The sequence below is a fragment of the Paenibacillus sp. Soil750 genome, assembly GCF_001428045.1.
Classification (GTDB): Bacteria; Bacillota; Bacilli; order Paenibacillales; family NBRC-103111; genus Paenibacillus_E; species Paenibacillus_E allorhizoplanae.
In genome coordinates this window covers 180872-197790 of the sequence record NZ_LMSD01000004.1, presented here as the reverse complement: position 1 = coordinate 197790, position 16919 = coordinate 180872, and the positions used below count along the sequence as shown (strand labels likewise).

Genomic DNA, 16919 nt, shown 5'->3' with positions numbered 1-16919 from the left:
AACAGGTTCTCATCTTTTAAGATGAGGCCTGTTTTTTATGGGAAAAATTGTCGATTTTTAAGGTTTCTTTAAGGTGCTGTCAGATATGCTGAGGTAGAAAATGAGGGATATGCGATAGAACGATAATTTGGAAGGAAGATGCAGATTGATTCCGGCAATGAGAAGGAGTAAGACCAACGATAGATTACGCAAAACGGTACATGTATTACTCGCCGTTATACTTTTGTTACCGCTTCTTTTCAACAGTGGCACAGCTTCCGCAGCGTCTGGCTGGTCGATGATCGACGGCGGAGGTCCTAATGGCCTTAATGTGAATGCAGCCAATCGGGCGGAATACCCTGCCATGGCTGTATGGAACGGCGAAGTTTATGTCGCCTGGCAAGAAAAAGTCGTTCCGGGCATCACATACTTCAATCAAATCAGAGTCAAGAAATATAACGGCACGGGCTGGACGAGCATCGACGGCAACGGCCCGAACGGATTAAACATGAACCCGGCCAAAGAGGGAATGAGACCGACTCTGGCCGTATTTAACGGTTCTTTATATCTTGCATGGGTCGAAGAAGTTACATCATCCTACGGTCAAATTCGGGTCAAGAAATATAATGGAACAAGCTGGACAAGCGCCGAAGGAGAAAGCACGACCGGAATTAACGTGGATGCGACAAAGGGCGCTAACTTTCCTACTTTGGTTGAATACAATAATGCTCTGTATGCGTCGTGGTCAGAACTGGGTAAAATTTACGTGAAGAGGTATAACGGCACGGAGTGGACAAGCGTCGACGGAGGTACGAATGGATTAAATATAGATCCAGCCAAAGCCGCGGCTTTTCCTGCTTTGGCCGTATTGGGAAATGAATTAATCGCGGTATGGTCGGAACAGTACGGAGTTATTAATCAGCTCAGGGCGAAAAAGTACGACGGAACGAGCTGGACGACGATCGATGGCGGCGGCCCGACTGGGTTAAATATAGCAACTGGGAAAAATGCGTACTACCCGACGTTAGCCACGGTTGACGGCGTCTTGTACGTAGCTTGGCATGAACCGGTCGATTCGACGACGGACGACCAAATTCGGGTAAAGAAATACGACGGTAACGTTTGGTCAAGTGTTGACGGTGGTGGGAAGTATGGCATCAACGTTAGTACCGCATTCCGAGCTAATTATGTGAAATTAGCAGCTGCTAATCATGATTTATATGCGGTGTGGTCAGAAGATTCCGGAATGGTAGGAGCGGGATCAATCCCCGTATTTAAAATTCGAGCGAAGAAGTATAACGGAACTGCTTGGTCGAGCGCCGAACTTGGCTTAAACGGTTTTATCGTGGATAATACGAAAACCGCTTTTTTTCCTGCGATAACCGCACTGAACAATGGTTTATTCGTAGCGTGGCAGGAGAAAAACAGTGTAATAGAACAACTTCGGGTGGCTAACTTACCGGCTCCGGCTGTAAATAGCGTAGCCGTCACTCCAGGCACGGCAAGCATCGTACAAGGAGGAAGCAAGAATCTCACAGTTGCGGTAGATGCGGTGGGAGGAGCGGCAACGACGGTTACGTGGACAAGCAGTGACGTCACTAACAAGGTGACAGTTAACAGCGAGGGTAATGTAACCGTTGCGGCAGACGCCACGCTTGGTGATTATACGATCACGGCAACCTCGACGGTAAATAACAGCAAAAAAGGAACAGCGACGATTACCGTCATACCACCTACCGTCAATAGCGTGTTCGTCAGCCCGATTAGATTTTCCGTCGTACAAGGTGGAAGTAAGCAGTTCGCTGCTGTGGTAGACGCGGTGGGAGGATCAGCTGCGACGGTCACGTGGACAAGCAGCGACGTTGCCAATAAGGTGACGGTGAGCAGCACGGGTAACGTAACTGTCGCGGCAGATGCCGCGACGGGTACTTATACGATCACGGCAATATCGACGGTGGACAACAGCAAAAAAGGGACAGCTACGCTCACCGTCACGGCAGCGCCGGCCATCAATAGCGTAACCGTCAGCCCGATTACCGCAAACGTGGTGCAAGGAGGAAGCAAGAATCTCACAGCTACGGTAGATGCGGTGGGAGGAGCGGCGACGACGGTCACGTGGACTAGCAGTGACGTCACTAACAAGGTGACGGTGAACAGCTCGGGTAAAGTAACCGTCGCGGCTGATGCGACCCTGGGTAATTATACGATTACGGCGACTTCGACGTTCAATAACAGCAAAAAAGGGACTGCGACGATCACCATCACGGTAGCACCGGCCATCAACAGCGTAACCGTCAGCCCGATTACCGCAAGCGTGGTGCAAGGAGGAAGCGAGCAGCTCACAGCTACGGTAGATGCGGTGGGAGGAGCGGCGACGACGGTTACGTGGACGAGCAGCGACGCGAAGGTGTCGGTGGACATCACGGGTAAAGTAACCGTTGCGGCTAGTGCGGCCCCGGGGGATTATACGATTACGGCAACCTCGACGTTCAATAACAGCAAAAAAGGGACAGCGACGATCACCGTTACGGCCATGCCTCCGGCTGTGAACAGTGTAACCGTCACTCCGAGCACCGCCAGCGTTGTGCAAGGAGGAAGCAAGCAGCTCACAGCAACGGTAGATGCGGTGGGAGGAGCGGCGACGACGGTCACGTGGACGAGCAGCGACGCGAAGGTGACGGTGGACAGCGCGGGTGAAGTAACCGTAGCGGCAGACACCACGCCAGGGGATTATACCATCACAGCCACCTCGACAGAGGACAGCAGCAAAAAAGGGACAGCGACGATCACGGTCACAGCGTCGCCAGCAATTAACAGCGTAACCGTGAACCCGAGCACCGCAAGCGTGGCGCAAGGAGGAAGCAAGCAGCTCACAGCAACGGTGGATGCGGTAGGCGGAGCGGCGACGACGGTTACGTGGACGAGCAGCAATGCGAAGGTGACGGTGGATAGCGCGGGTGAAGTAACCGTAGCGGCAGATACTACGCCTGGCGATTATACAATCACGGCCACGTCGACGGTGAATAGCGGCAAAAAAGGAACCGCGACGATTACCGTCACGGCAGCACCAGCGATCAACAGCGTAACCATTAGCCCAAGCACGGCAAGCGTGGCGCAAGGAAGAAGCAAGCAGCTCACTGCTACGGTAGATGCAGTTGGTGGAGCGGCGACGACGGTCACGTGGACGAGCAGCGACGCGAAGGTGTCGGTGGACAGTGCGGGGGAAGTAACCGTAGCGACAGATGCTACGCCTGGCAACTATACAATTACGGCCACGTCGACCGTGAACAGCAGCAAAAAAGGAACAGCGACAATNGGTGTCGGTGGACAGTGCGGGGGAAGTAACCGTAGCGACAGATGCTACGCCTGGCAACTATACAATTACGGCCACGTCGACCGTGAACAGCAGCAAAAAAGGAACAGCGACAATAACAGTCACGGCAGCGCCAGCGATCAATAGCGTAACCGTGATCCCAAGCACGGCAAGCGTCGAGCAAGGAGGAAGCAAGCAGCTCACAGCAACCGTAGATGCGGTGGGCGGAGCGGCGACGACAGTCACGTGGACGAGCAGCAACACGAGGGTGTCGGTGGACAGTGCGGGGGAAGTAACCGTAGCGACAGATGCTACGCCTGGCAACTATACAATTACGGCCACGTCGACCGTGAACAGCAGCAAAANAAGTAACCGTAGCGACAGATGCTACGCCTGGCAACTATACAATTACGGCCACGTCGACCGTGAACAGCAGCAAAAAAGGAACAGCGACAATAACGGTCACGGCAGCGCCAGCGATCAACAGCGTAACCATTAGCCCAAGCACCGCAAGCGTGGCGCAAGGAGGAAGCAAGCAGCTCACAGCTACTGTGGATGCGGTGGGCGGAGCGGCGACGACGGTCACGTGGACGAGCAGCAACACGAGGGTGTCGGTGGACAGTGCAGGAGTAGTAACCGTAGCGGCGGACACCACGTCGGGCGACTACACCATCACGGCCACATCGACGGTGAATACTAGCAAAAAAGGAACAGCGACAATAACAGTCACGGCAGCGCCAGCGATCAATAGCGTAACCGTCAGCCCAAGCACGGCAAGCGTGGAGCAAGGAGGAAGCAAGCAACTCACAGCTGCGGTAGATGCGGTGGGCGGAGCGGCGACGACGGTCACGTGGACGAGCAACAACGCAAAGGTGGCGGTGAACAGCACGGGTGAAGTATCCGTAGCAGCTGATACCACGCCTGGCGACTATACGATCACTGCCACGTCTACGGTGAATACTAGCAAAAAAGGGACAGCGACGATTACCGTGATGGCAGCTCCTGTCTATACAATCTCTACAATAACGGATCAAACATTAACGGCCCTTACTCAAGGATACGTATCGGATACCCAAGAAACGAGATCCGTTACCATTGTGAATACCGGTACTGGCGATTTAGCGAACCTGTCGGTTACGCTTAGCGGCGTAAACGCTAACGATTTTGTAATCACACAGCCGGATTCTACGTTAACTAGCGGCGAATCAACAAGCTTTGACATTCATAGCAAGGATGGTTTGCTGGCAGATACCTACACGGCAACGGTCACCGTATCCGCAGATTACATGACGCCTGTAACGTTTGTCGTAACGCAAGCTGTGAACTTGCCGAATGCTCCTGCAAATCCGCAAAACCTTACGGCTGACGGAGGCAACCGTCAAATTACGCTGAGCTGGAATACCGTATCGGACGCGACGAAGTACCACATTTATATGGCAATGGATGAAGATTTAACTAGTATCGTCGAAGTAGCGACAGTCACATCTTCTACCTATAGCGTACAAGATCTGGTTAACGGCACCGCCTATTATTTTGTGGTAAAATCAGAAAACTTAGGCGGCTTAAGCGCGGCATCGAATCAAATAAGCGCGACTCCGTCAACGATCCCGGGAGAGCCGTCCAATGTGACAGCGGTCGCGGGTAACGGACAAGCTGTTGTTACGTTTACGGCTCCTAGCGATAACGGTGGAAGTACGATTACCGAATATGAAGTGACTGCTTCTCCGGGAAATATAGTCATTATCGGAGGATCAAGTCCGGTAACCTTCACAGGATTGACGAATGAAACAAGCTATACATTTACGGTAAAAGCGATCAACGGTGCGGGGAAAAGTGCAGCTTCCGCAGAATCGAACGCCGTCATTCCGAGAGCATCTACTACGCCATCTGAGCCCTCTGAGCCATCTCCACCTTCCGCTCCAACGACACCAGTCGATACGAGTACGGGCGTTGATATTCTTGTTAATGGGAAGGTCGAGAATGCGGGAACCGCTAAGATCGGGACGCGAGACAATCAGACCGAAATGACGGTAGTTGTGGATCAGAAAAAGCTGGATGAGAAGCTTGCAGCTGAAGGGCAACATGCCGTAGTCACGATTCCGATCAGCCAAAAATTCGATATCTTCGTTGGCGAACTGAACGGTCAAATGGTGAAGAACATGGAGAACAAGCAAGCCGTTCTGGAGTTCAAAACCGATTATGCGATCTACACGCTTCCAGCTCGACAAATCAATATAGGCGCTATATCCGAGCAGGTTGGTGCGTTAATAGCCTTGCAAGACATTAAAGTGCGAATTGAAATCGCGGTTCCGACAACGGATACGTTGAAGGTTGTGGATAGCGCTGCAGGCAATGGCCAATTCGCGCTTGTCGCTCAACCACTGGACTTTACGGTAAGAGCCATCTATGGCGATAAAATCGTTGAAGTAACGAAATTCGACGCCTATGTGGAAAGAACGATTGCCATTCCAGATGAAGTTGATCCGAGCAAGATTACTACCGGCGTTGTAGTTGAAGAGGATGGGTCAGTGCGTCATGTGCCGACAAAAGTCCAACATATCGATGGGAAGTATGAGGCCCAAATCAACAGCTTGACCAACAGTACGTATGCAGTCGTATGGCATCCGCTCGAATTTAGCGATGCGGTGGATCACTGGGGTAAAACTGCTGTTAACGACATGGGATCTCGGATGGTCGTCGACGGAACGGGTAACGGCCTGTTCAGTCCTGACCGAGAAATCACCCGTGCTGAATTTACAGCCATCATTGTTCGTGGATTAGGCCTTAAGCTGGAGAATGGAGCAACGCCATTCTCGGATGTGAAACCAGCAGATTGGTACAGCAGTGCGGTCAATACGGCTTATTCATATCGGTTGATCAGTGGTCTTGAAGACGGTACGTTCCGCCCGAACGACACGATCACGAGAGAGCAAGCCATGGTATTCTTGCCAAAGCGATGGCGTTAACCGGTTTGAAAGACGAGCTGTCTGAACAATCGGCAGACGCTATACTTCGTCCGTTTGAAGACGCGGCAGGAGTGTCCTCATGGGCGCACAGCAGCGTTGCGGACAATTTGCAGGCTGGCATTGTTTTTGGAAGAAACGAGACTTTACTTGCGCCGAAGGGCTACATGACCCGAGCTGAGGTGGCAACGATGATGCAGAGATTATTGCAAAAATCAGGTCTGATTTAAGCGGAGCAGTAGAAGTTTCGTTATCCTCGTTTGAAGTAGAAATCGGAGATATGAATTACGGTATGGAGATAGACGTTCAAAAACAAGAGACACCCTTGCGGGTGTCTTTTATTTTGTGTGGTGGCGAGCACGGAGCACGGCATTGACATGTACAACTAGGGCAGCCTTGGATATCTACCATTATCCTAAATTTGTAAATCAGTGTTATTATAGATTGTAAGCAGGAGATGGCATCTGTACCTCACCATTCACAGCACCCTTTTCATAACCTCTATTTGCGGTTTGGCAGTAAGCGTGTAGCGATTCCAATTCGATTCCAACTATTAATGGTGTTTATAGCCATAAGCAGCACCATGAATTGACGCTCATCAAATTCTTTCCTCACTTGTTCATAAACCTCATCTGGTACTCCTGCATCTGCAATTAGGGTCACTGCTTCGGTTAATGCCAACACGGCACATTCTTTCTCGGTATAAAAAGGGACCTCTCTCCATACTGAAAGCAAATAGAGACGCTGGTCCGTCTCGCCTAGTTTCTTTAAGTCTCTCGTATGAGAGTCAATACAGTAAGAACAGCCATTGATTTGAGACGACCTCAGCTTAATCAACTCGTATAACTTGGCATCCAGTCCATTACTTTTTACGAACTCTTCTAGCTTTAACATCGTTTCTGTTGCTTCAGGACAGGCTTTGTAATAATCGAATCGGGTACTCATCATAATCTCCTCTTTTCTTATCGTTTTGGTTAATGTGATCTAGACAATTGAGGGTAACTTTTCGTGACAAAAAAATCGTTAATAACATCTGCCTTGACGTATTTGCATATAGTTGATGAACCTGCCTATCAGAAAGGGGAATATTGTGACCACACATTTTCAAACGGTCTATACCACCTATTATTCATATCTGAAATCCGTGGCGTACCATATGCTGGGGTCAGTTTCGGATGCGGAAGATGTTGTTCAGGAACTGTTCTTGGATGTTCATGACAAACTGGATCGGATTGAGCATGTGAAGACGTATCTGACACGTGCTACGACGAATAGGTGCCTAAATATATTGCAATCAGCTAGGAAGAAAAGGGAGGTATACCCCGGAACATGGTTACCAGAACCAAGTTCCGAAGTTTGGCAGCAGCCGAATCAGTTGGTGGAGCAACGTGAGTCGCTGTCCTATGCCTTTATGATTGTGCTTGAGCAGTTGGAGCCGCTGGAAAGAGCGATTATCGTGATGCGGGAGGCTTATGATTATCCGTATGCAGAGATCGCTCAGCTGTTGGACAAATCGGAGGCTAACTGCCGTAAAATTTACAGTCGTGCTAAAAAGAAACTGGATCCGGAGCTCTTAAAAACACCAGTCAGCCAAGGGCAGCATGCGTCGCTCGTGGAACAGTTTGTGACTGCGTTTCAAAGAGGAGATTCGCGCACATTAGTTCGATTATTGACAGACACTTCAATTCTGGTATCCGATGGAGGCGGGAAAGTTAGCACAGCGATCAATCCGATTTATGGCAGGGAACGTGTGGTGTCTTTTTTGGTTGGGGTTTCTGCCAAACGGTATACACACTTGACGTATAAAATGACTATTTTGAACGGGCAACCAGCTGTGGTGTTTTATGAGAAAGAGAAGCCAGTTTCTTTGCTGATGCTGCAAATGGAATCGCAGGGTTCGTATTTTCAACATGTATATTTCATTATTAATCCAGATAAAATTCGGTCGGGGCATTACTAATTTTCATTTGTATACGTTTGAAAATGGGAAGGGGGGAGTTATCTTGTTACAAAGAAAAGTGCTTTCCGCCTTTTTTTCTTCAAGTTATTTCGTATTATTTCTCTCATTTCTAGATGGTTATAATGAATTGCAAAATGATACGTTTGGGTACCTTGCGAATATTTGGTTGGGAATGTTCATCTACTCTCTTTATACCTTTGCAATTGTATTTATATATGGGATTGGTGTGTCGATGTTAATAGAAAGTTTACTCAATAAAGCTAATGTGAAGATAATGAGGTTGTTTTCAGGAGTCTTACATATACTTTTTGGTGCAATAGGTGGTTTAGTGTTTATGAATGTAAGGACATTAGTATTTGGAGGGGCTGTTTCTTTACTTTTTTTCATTGTTGATGAAATGTATAAAAAATTCCTTCAAGCAAGAAAGACATTAGTTATCGTTTCACTTTTACCATTATGTTTTGCGTTATTTAGTTTTATTCTGTATCACCCATATTGGAAGCAAGAAGATGCTAAGTTCACGGCGAATCAAGCTGCTCAGTTTGCCGTGTCATCCAAGGGAACGTATAACTCTCTTTTTCCAGATGAGTTAAACAAAGTCATTGAAACAATAAAGGAAGATTATGTGGTGACTCGGTCCACAGATGTTGAGAAGATAGGCAGCGGAGATTATAGGGTTAAACTTATTGAAAAATGGCATAAGACAGGTACAAGTGGTGAAAGAATTACTTATTATCGTGTTCAGAGAAAAGAAGGAGGTACTTCGTTAAATGCTGCTGGTTCAAGCGGAGATACTATTCCATATAAATACTAGGTACACTTTTCTATTCTTTCCTACCTATGAATCTATATTAAGAGACATGAAATACAAGCGTGGGCCGTCGACATCGCCAACGAGTGGATGGAGTACAACCGCGTAGCGCAGCTGGTTTCCATTCCGATTCTTTGTTTCACCGCCTCTCCTAAAGGGTAATAAGTACAAACAAGCATCATATCCTTCAGGAGGTGTTTCACTATGGAAGCAAACAACACGTTTCACGAAGCTGAGGAGGAAATTGTCCTACAAAAGCAAGGCAACGCCTTCATCCTCAGCACGCTGTCAGGTACGGTCGGCGAGATTACTTACAGGCTGGTCGATACCGATACCTGGGTAATTGATCATACCTACGTGGACCCGCGCTACCGTGGTCGTCAACTGGGTAAACAGCTGCTGGACGTGGTCGTCCACGAAGCCCGCGATAAAGGACGCAAGATTATCCCTTCCTGCTCCTTCGCGTTGGAGGAATTCAAGAAAAACGTCACGTATGCCGATGTTTGGGATAATGATAAATCGGCGAGCGAGTTCTCCGACACGTATAGCTCAGGCAGCGCCATAATGAAGCGATAGGGTTCGACACAAGCAGGCTAGCGTCCGAGAGGATGCAGGCCTGCTTGTATTTTTATGGATTCAGGATGACTTGGGGTAAATCTTCATCAATTAGATGGAGAAAATCCAGCTAGATTGCGGGAAGCAGATTTATTACTGATCGGTCATTAATGAAAAAAGAGGCTGTTTCCAAAAGTCTAAATTGACTTTTGAGACAGCCTCTTGAAGGTCTTAGCTATGCACATGTTAATCTGTCGACATGCCATCCTGATGATATGTTAGGCACAGCGCCGGCTTTACAAGTTGTTGCGATAGCGATCGTTGGGGAAGCCTGTGCTGCTTACGTACCCGTAGTCCGGACTGTAAGTATCCGCATTGAGTGACTTGTGGTCGCGAAAAATCCGATACGCCAGATTGGCGCGCTCGGCGTCGCCGTCTACAAGAACGAGCACTTTGCCATTTTGAACATATTCGTCATAAAGCATCGCGTCTTTCTCGGGGATACCGAGTCCGATTAGTCCGCCGACCAGTCCGCCTGCACTTGCCCCCACAGCTGCACCTGTTAGGGTCGCAACGATTGGACCTGCTACAAGGATGGGACCCAGCCCGGGAATCGCCAAAGCGCCGATGCTCACGAGCAGCCCCGTCACCCCGCCTAGTACGCCGCCTGTCGCAGCGCCTGTTGCAAGGCCTTCTTCCGCTTTGGTGGCGGTCGCTTCTTCGATGTGGTCCAGATCACCGCGGTTGCGGCCCACTACTGAGAGTTCCTCCGAGTGATATCCCTCTGCCTTCAATTGGTTGATAACGCGAATCGCTTCTTCTTCCGTGTTGAATACGCCGATAATATGTTTGCTCATGGTAATCCCTCCTGGAAAGTTGAGTGTTAGCAAGCCGCTCAAGCGACTGTGGCATATGGTTACTTACCCCAAATACCCTAATATTAAACAACTTTTTTATTGGATCGGAGTGAAAAACTTGATTTTCAACCGTGGGTGTTTCTTTCTATCTCTTTAGGTGATTTTTAAAATTGCAATCATTGCGATCTCTACACACAAACCTATATACTAGCTTTAGGAAGCGATGAGGAATACCCATTATTTGATCTGAAAGGTGAGATAACCATGTCGATTGATTTATCCAAAGGTCAACGCATTGACCTAACCAAAACCAACCCAGGTCTAACCAAAATCATTGTAGGACTTGGCTGGGATACCAATAAATATAATGGCGGTGGAGATTTCGATCTTGACGCCTCCGCGTTTCTTCTTCATGAAGATGGTAAAGCCAAGTCAGCAGCAGATTTTGTTTTTTATAATAACCTTAAGGCTTATGATGGTGCTGTTGTTCACACTGGAGACAATCGTACGGGTGAAGGTGATGGTGATGATGAAAAAATCATGATCGATTTCGCTAAAGTACCAGCAGCTATCAGTCGAATTGGCATTACGGTTACGATACATGATGCACAACAACGCGGTCAAAATTTTGGACAAGTCAGTCATGCCTTCGTAAGGGTAGTGAATGATGCGAATAAGAATGAGATACTTCGTTACGATTTAGGTGAAGATTTCTCCATTGAAACAGCAGTCGTCTTCTGTGAGTTTTATCGTCATGGAAGCGATTGGAAATTCCAAGCGGTAGGCAGTGGTTTCGCAGGTGGTTTGGCTGCGCTAGTTACGAACTATGGCTTGAGCTAGAGGTTGGCTTGTATAAGGTGGTTGCCTTCTGGTTGCCACCTTTATGTTTACATCTTTTACAAAGAAGGGTGAAGTCAACATGACCGTCGTTGCTGTAATCAAAGGACAAAAGGTAGATGTAACGAAAGTGCATGCATCGCTTACCAATCTGACTGTCTTTATCGGTTGGCAGGCTCCCAATCAAATTGAGCTCGATACTTCGGCCTTTTTACTTGCACAGAACAGTAAGGTTCGTGGTGATGAAGATCTTATCTTTTACGGTAATCCGAGCAATAGTTTTATGACATATATCGAGAAGCAGGCAAATGAAAGACAACTGAATATCGATCTGAAACGAGTGTTGACTGACGTTGATCGGATTGCTTTTACACTTACGATCTATGAAAGTGAAGCGAGGCGTCAAAACTTCAGTGGGGTCAGCAGCGTCTATCTTCGTATCGTGAATCAAGCATCAGGGCAAGAAATACTTCGTTATGACTTGGGCAATCAGTTCTCCGTAGAATCGGCCATTGTTATAGGAGAATTATATAGATACAACGGTGAGTGGAAGTTTAGTGCGATCGGTGCTGGATACGCTGGAGGCCTTAAAGCGCTATGCGCGAGCTATGGTGTTGTTGTAGATAATGAGCAGCCAACCTTGAAAGCTCCAGAAATTCAGATCGCGCCGCCGGAACCCAAACCGATACCGGAAAAGGGACCACAGATTAATCTTTCCAAAATTGTATTAACGAAAAAGGGAGATAAGATCAACCTCGAGAAGAAATCGGGTGGTCTAGGCGAAATCTTAATCAACCTGAATTGGAATCAACAACCGGCAGGCAATCGTGGCTTCTGGGGGGAATCACCTAGCGGAATCGATCTTGATTTAGCTTGTCTATTCGAACTTAAAGATGGTAGAAAGGGATTAATTCAGGCGCTAGGCAATTCATTTGGATCGCTTACGCGTGAACCTTATATCGCTCTTGATGGGGATGATCGAACAGGTTCGGTTAAAACTGGAGAGAACATTCGAATTAATGGAACTAAGCTTGCCAATTTCAAGCGGATACTGATTTTTACCTTCATTTACGAGGGTGTGTCGAAATGGTCTGAGGCGGATGGCATAGTCACAATTAAGCAAAATGGCGGACCTGATATCATTGTTAATCTCGATGAGCATGATAACGATCTCCCGATGTGTGCCATCGCTTTAATTCAGAATGTGAAGGATGAAACGTTAAGTATTGAGCGAATCGTAAAGCACTTTCAGGGGCATCAAGAGTTGGATAAAGCCTATGACTGGGGTTTAAGTTGGGTCAGAGCGAGCAAGTAAAAACCAATAATCGAAGCTCGATGAGGTTGTCGTTGCAGGAGGTTAGGCTATGTTAGAATTTTCTTTTGAAATCATGTCAGATTCTAATATTAACATCGAATATATCTATGGCAGCGAACTGTTCAAGTTAAATCTTTTTCTGAAAAATGGTTACTGGACCATCCACCCCTTCGACGGAATGCTCCTTCAAAACCGAGAGTTATGCAAACTCGTCATTATTGATTTATTCAAAAATAAGTATTTTCAAATCATGCTGGCGAAAGAAAATATTGCTTTGTCGAGTTTACGAACATCGATCGAATTGGAGCCGTCGAGAGAGCCTGAGGAATCTAACCCTGCTGAGCGTAGAGGGGGCAGATGGGAAGATCCTATTGATAAGACAGAAGAATTCATTGGCAATCATTCCATTGAGGAAATTATCCAGATCGAGCATGATGTGCTTGAGCAACGAGTTACCTTTTACACAGATTTGTTGAAGAAAATGTTCATGGATAACTATGGACCTGGAGATTATGAGTTTGATAAGGTGCAATCCCTGGTACGTATATTCAAGGAGTCACAAGGTAAGATGATCGAGCTTACGAATACAAAGTAGTCGCTAGGGATTACTGAGCAATAGACCTCACCTGCCACGAAATGGGCCAAGGAGGTCTATTTTTTCATGCTTTTATCACCTTTTTACATACGAGATCAAGAAAAGAGAAGTTTAGTCAAAAATGTCATATAACTGCCAAATGGTTTCTTACAAGAGAATTTCATTTTTGAAAAAATGTCTAATAGACGGCGTAGCCAGTCAAGTTCTACAGTTAGTACACGGGCCAATCGTACCAACGGGTATGAGCTGTATGGGTCATCGTTATCGATTCTATTTGGCGGGGAGGGGAAGAAGGAGTAGTTCTGAACGAAGGCAGATAGTGATTCTTAGGATATGCAAAACCTTGCACGATGAGGAATTACCGAGAGCAAGCACAATCCTCTCATAGCTCGAACAGAAGGAGTGAAAATAACAATGCGAACTAAAAGACAATGGAGAAAAATCGTTTCGTTACTTATTGCAAGCGCTCTCTTAATACCGAACGGGTTGATGGCGTCTGCCGCTGTTGGTAACAATGGGGTCGAACTCGATAGCGTTTATTATAGTGATTTCGGTGATACGGTCGCACCGGACCCCATTAATTGGGGATTTGTAACAGCGAATGCTACGGTATCGATTAATACATATGAAGTGATGGGGAATAACACCCCGATGCTGCAGTTTACTCAAACGAACCAAAGCGGGGGGCGCGTAGCGACTAAGACCTTTGGTACTTCGGTTAAAGGCAGCCAAGTTCTCGTTGAATTTGATTGGTATCCTGGTAAGGTGAATGATAAAGCAGCTAGCAATCCTAGTGAAAACGGCGGCGAGTTTAGGATCCTCGATAGTACTGGCAATACGGTATTTACGCTAAATAATACGAATAATGCACCTTTGCAGTATTTTGCAGGAAAGCAGCCTGCCGCAAGTACGGGTATTACGAATCCGCAAGCGTGGTATAAGGTAGGGATTAATCTGGATGTGGAAAATGAGGTCGTCAAATTCAAGCTAACCGACAAAGCTGCGGGTACAAGTCAAGAATTCACGTCCTCGCTAAATGGTGTAGCTTTTGACGGTTCAGTCGCTTCGGTTAAATTGGTGGGCATGCGGACATCTGGCAATAATATTGCTTGGACGACGTACCTTGATAACTTCGGTGTGTATCATATGCCGATTCCAGAAAATCGTATTACGAAGGTGGATAAATTATCCTATCATACAGTGTATGTAGATCAAACGACACGGGATATCGATTCCGTTGGTTTACCGCCATCCGTAAGTGTTACCCTAGCCAATAATAGTAAGGTAACCGTGCCTGTAAGTTCGTGGGTTAACGTAGGCAAATCTTGGAATCCCCATGAAGCGGGCGTATACACGTTTAAGGGTGAACTAGCGGTTCCTGCAAGTCTGGAGAATGGTTTTGGCCGATATGCAACCCAATATGTATACAACCGTCTTACACCACCAGATACGGCAAGACAGACAGAGTGGCTGGACAGAGGCGTTATTGCTTTACAATCCAATGAGGGCATATTCGTAAGCTGGCGTCTGCTTGCAGATGAGTATGACCGCGATGTGAAGTTCAATATTTACCGCAATGGGCAAAAGCTGAATACGTCACCATTGTCTGTGACCAATTTTGCAGACACGGCTGGTGTCGCCGGAGACACCTATGAAGTGGAGACGCTTGTCAATGGAAAGCCAGCAAAGGATAGAGAGGAAACATCAGCAGCAGCTAACGATTATCTCTCGATTCCGATGCAAAAGCCTGAAGGAGGAACAACGGCCACAGGCAGCTACACATATAGTGTCAATGACGCTGGCGTAGGGGATTTGGATGGAGACGGCGAGTATGAGGTCGTTGTGAAATGGTACCCATCTAACGCTATCGACAGTTCGCAGAACGCGATGACAGGGCCGACTATTTTTGATGCTTATAAAATGGACGGCACCTTATTGTGGCGGATGAATATGGGGCTTAACCTCACATCAGGCGCGCATTATCATCAATTTATCATCGCTGATTATGACGGGGATGGCAAAAGCGAATTCCTCATTAAAACGGCAGATGCAACGACCGTCTACGGGGTTACAGATGGCAAATTTGATAGCAGCAAGGTCATCAGCGTCATTGGTAATGCGGCAGATAATGGCAAGTGGGTAAATGAGTTCGGCCATATTTTCGGGGGGCCGGAGTACATTTCCGTATTCAAGGGTGAAACGGGTAAGGAGATCGACACCATTGATTATGCATTCCCGTTAGGGGATGTTGCCTCATGGGGAGACACCTGGCATAACCGTTCGGATCGGTTCCTTGCTGGATTAGCTTATTTGGATGGTAAGAAGCCAAGCGCCATCTATGGCAGAGGTTATTATGAACGGACTACGTATGTGGCCTATAGCTTAGTGCATGGCAAGCTCAAAGAAGAGTGGACCTTCGACTCCGCCCAAGCGGGTAGAGGGGCAGGCCTAGGCTTCCACAATCTGGCCACGGCGGATGTTGATAATGATGGTTTTGACGAAATTATTGCAGGATCGTTGACCCTGGATCAGGACGGCAGCATTCTCTATGAAATGGATGGCGAGATGCAGCGTGAACAAGGTTCGCATGGCGACGCGCTTCATGTAGGGGCATTTGATCCAGCTCGTGAAGGTTTGCAGGTTATGGCAGTACATGAAGTCCCTTCTGTAGCCTCGGTAGAGCTTCATGATGCTGCAACAGGGGAAACACTGATGTCCTACAATGGTTACGTGGATACAGGACGTGGCTTGGCGGCAAATATTACCGCAAGCCCTGGTTTTGAGTTCTGGGGGACAGGCGGGACAACGCCAGCGTCGGGCGGAGGCATCTACAACGTGCAGGGTAAGGTCGAAGCTGATAGCTTTAGAACGGCAGGCGTATCTGTGAACTTCTCTCTTCTCTGGGATGGGGATTTATTGAATGAGTTGCTGGATAATACATCTATTTCAAAGTTTAATCCAATAACGAAGAAAGCAGAGCCTTTGAAAAGCTTTGCAGGCGTAGTCAGCAATAATGGAACAAAGGCGACTCCGACTTTACAGGCCGATATCCTAGGTGATTGGCGTGAGGAAGTTCTTTTACCTACAACAGATAGCTCGGAACTGAGAATCTTCAGCACGACGATTCCTACGGAGTACCGGATGTATACGCTTATGCATGACCCGGTATACAGAAACGGAATCGCATGGCAGAACACGGCGTACAATCAGCCGCCACATTTAAGCTTCTATCTCGGTGAAGACATCAGAGAGACCGTTCTAGCAGGCGGTTTGCAAGCGCCTAAAGTCGATTATACGGACAAGCACCACGATAAGAAGCCGAAGGATCCAAAAGATCCAAAGGACCCAAAAGATCATAAATGATGGAAAAACCCGCTCATGGAGCGGGTTTTTCTTACCAAATAAGCGTGTTGATGTGTTGGTGGCGAGTGGAGAGGGAGTAACTGTAGACGTAAAAGTATCAAATCGAGTTTTCAAAGAAATTTCTCGTAAATAGCTGTATGTTTTCCAGTTCATACACCAACGCCGTCTGAAATCTCGTTCGATAGAAAGTGCATAACGCTTACCCCGTGGTGCCTCTCCCTACCTTCACAAACAGAAACTCAACACGACCGTAATATCTTTCTCCGTTAGATCGATATGTCCGTGTTCGTTTCGGTTTAATTGATATCCGTTCTCTTCGATCCCCTTACATATACGAAATAGCCGATGTTCATCCATTTGGATTAACTTTG

The 16919-nt window shown here is 47.4% G+C and carries 11 protein-coding genes and 2 pseudogenes; 11 read left to right on the top strand and 2 right to left on the bottom strand.

Features of this window, described 5'->3' with window-relative positions; all coding sequences use genetic code 11:
- Nucleotides 1-157: 157 nt before the first annotated feature.
- The 4 genes and pseudogenes from ASL11_RS38110 to ASL11_RS37395 form a co-directional block, all read left to right on the top strand.
- A pseudogene (locus ASL11_RS38110) lies at nucleotides 158-3294 on the top strand (Ig-like domain-containing protein); the annotation flags it as partial.
- A 2-nt stretch (nucleotides 3295-3296) separates the two neighbouring features.
- Nucleotides 3297-3657, top strand: a pseudogene (locus ASL11_RS38105) (Ig-like domain-containing protein); the annotation flags it as partial.
- Nucleotides 3658-3717: 60 nt separating this feature from the next.
- Complete coding sequence (locus ASL11_RS06205) at nucleotides 3718-6258, top strand: S-layer homology domain-containing protein (protein WP_327205088.1); 2541 nt, start codon at nucleotides 3718-3720, stop codon at nucleotides 6256-6258.
- Nucleotides 6249-6485, top strand: a complete 237-nt coding sequence (locus ASL11_RS37395) for an S-layer homology domain-containing protein (RefSeq protein ID WP_056611156.1) — start codon at nucleotides 6249-6251, stop codon at nucleotides 6483-6485. The genes ASL11_RS06205 and ASL11_RS37395 overlap by 10 nt, the downstream gene beginning before the upstream one ends.
- A 271-nt stretch (nucleotides 6486-6756) precedes the next feature.
- Here the strand turns inward: ASL11_RS37395 and ASL11_RS06195 are convergent, their stop codons facing one another.
- Nucleotides 6757-7200 carry a carboxymuconolactone decarboxylase family protein gene (locus ASL11_RS06195; protein ID WP_082595293.1) on the bottom strand — a complete coding sequence of 148 codons (444 nt, stop codon included), beginning with the start codon at nucleotides 7198-7200 and terminating at the stop codon, nucleotides 6757-6759.
- A gap of 145 nt (nucleotides 7201-7345) precedes the next feature.
- Here ASL11_RS06195 and sigJ point away from each other — a divergent pair, with 145 nt between their 5' ends.
- From sigJ to ASL11_RS06180, 3 genes are all read left to right on the top strand, one after another.
- Nucleotides 7346-8215, top strand: a complete 870-nt coding sequence (gene sigJ, locus ASL11_RS06190; RefSeq protein ID WP_056611151.1) for an RNA polymerase sigma factor SigJ — start codon at nucleotides 7346-7348, stop codon at nucleotides 8213-8215.
- Nucleotides 8216-8258: 43 nt separating this feature from the next.
- The gene (locus ASL11_RS06185) at nucleotides 8259-9029 is read left to right on the top strand and encodes a hypothetical protein (protein WP_056611148.1); all 771 of its coding nucleotides are present in this window, start codon (nucleotides 8259-8261) and stop codon (nucleotides 9027-9029) included.
- A gap of 201 nt (nucleotides 9030-9230) precedes the next feature.
- Nucleotides 9231-9602 (top strand): GNAT family N-acetyltransferase, encoded by a 372-nt coding sequence (locus ASL11_RS06180; protein ID WP_063795486.1) that lies wholly within the window; start codon nucleotides 9231-9233, stop codon nucleotides 9600-9602.
- A gap of 275 nt (nucleotides 9603-9877) precedes the next feature.
- Here the strand turns inward: ASL11_RS06180 and ASL11_RS06175 are convergent, their stop codons facing one another.
- Nucleotides 9878-10438 (bottom strand): general stress protein, encoded by a 561-nt coding sequence (locus tag ASL11_RS06175; RefSeq protein ID WP_056611145.1) that lies wholly within the window; start codon nucleotides 10436-10438, stop codon nucleotides 9878-9880.
- Between the two features lie 264 nt (nucleotides 10439-10702).
- Here ASL11_RS06175 and ASL11_RS06170 point away from each other — a divergent pair, with 264 nt between their 5' ends.
- From ASL11_RS06170 to ASL11_RS36965, 4 genes are all read left to right on the top strand, one after another.
- Complete coding sequence (locus tag ASL11_RS06170; RefSeq protein ID WP_056611141.1) at nucleotides 10703-11278, top strand: TerD family protein; 576 nt, start codon at nucleotides 10703-10705, stop codon at nucleotides 11276-11278.
- 79 nt (nucleotides 11279-11357) lie between these two features.
- Entirely contained in the window at nucleotides 11358-12590 is a 1233-nt protein-coding gene (locus ASL11_RS06165; protein WP_056611129.1) for a TerD family protein, read from the top strand.
- 49 nt (nucleotides 12591-12639) lie between these two features.
- Complete coding sequence (locus ASL11_RS06160) at nucleotides 12640-13185, top strand: hypothetical protein (RefSeq protein WP_056611126.1); 546 nt, start codon at nucleotides 12640-12642, stop codon at nucleotides 13183-13185.
- Between the two features lie 414 nt (nucleotides 13186-13599).
- Nucleotides 13600-16548: a rhamnogalacturonan lyase gene (locus tag ASL11_RS36965; protein ID WP_063795485.1), complete on the top strand. Its 2949-nt coding sequence runs from the start codon at nucleotides 13600-13602 to the stop codon at nucleotides 16546-16548.
- Nucleotides 16549-16919 lie beyond the last annotated feature (371 nt).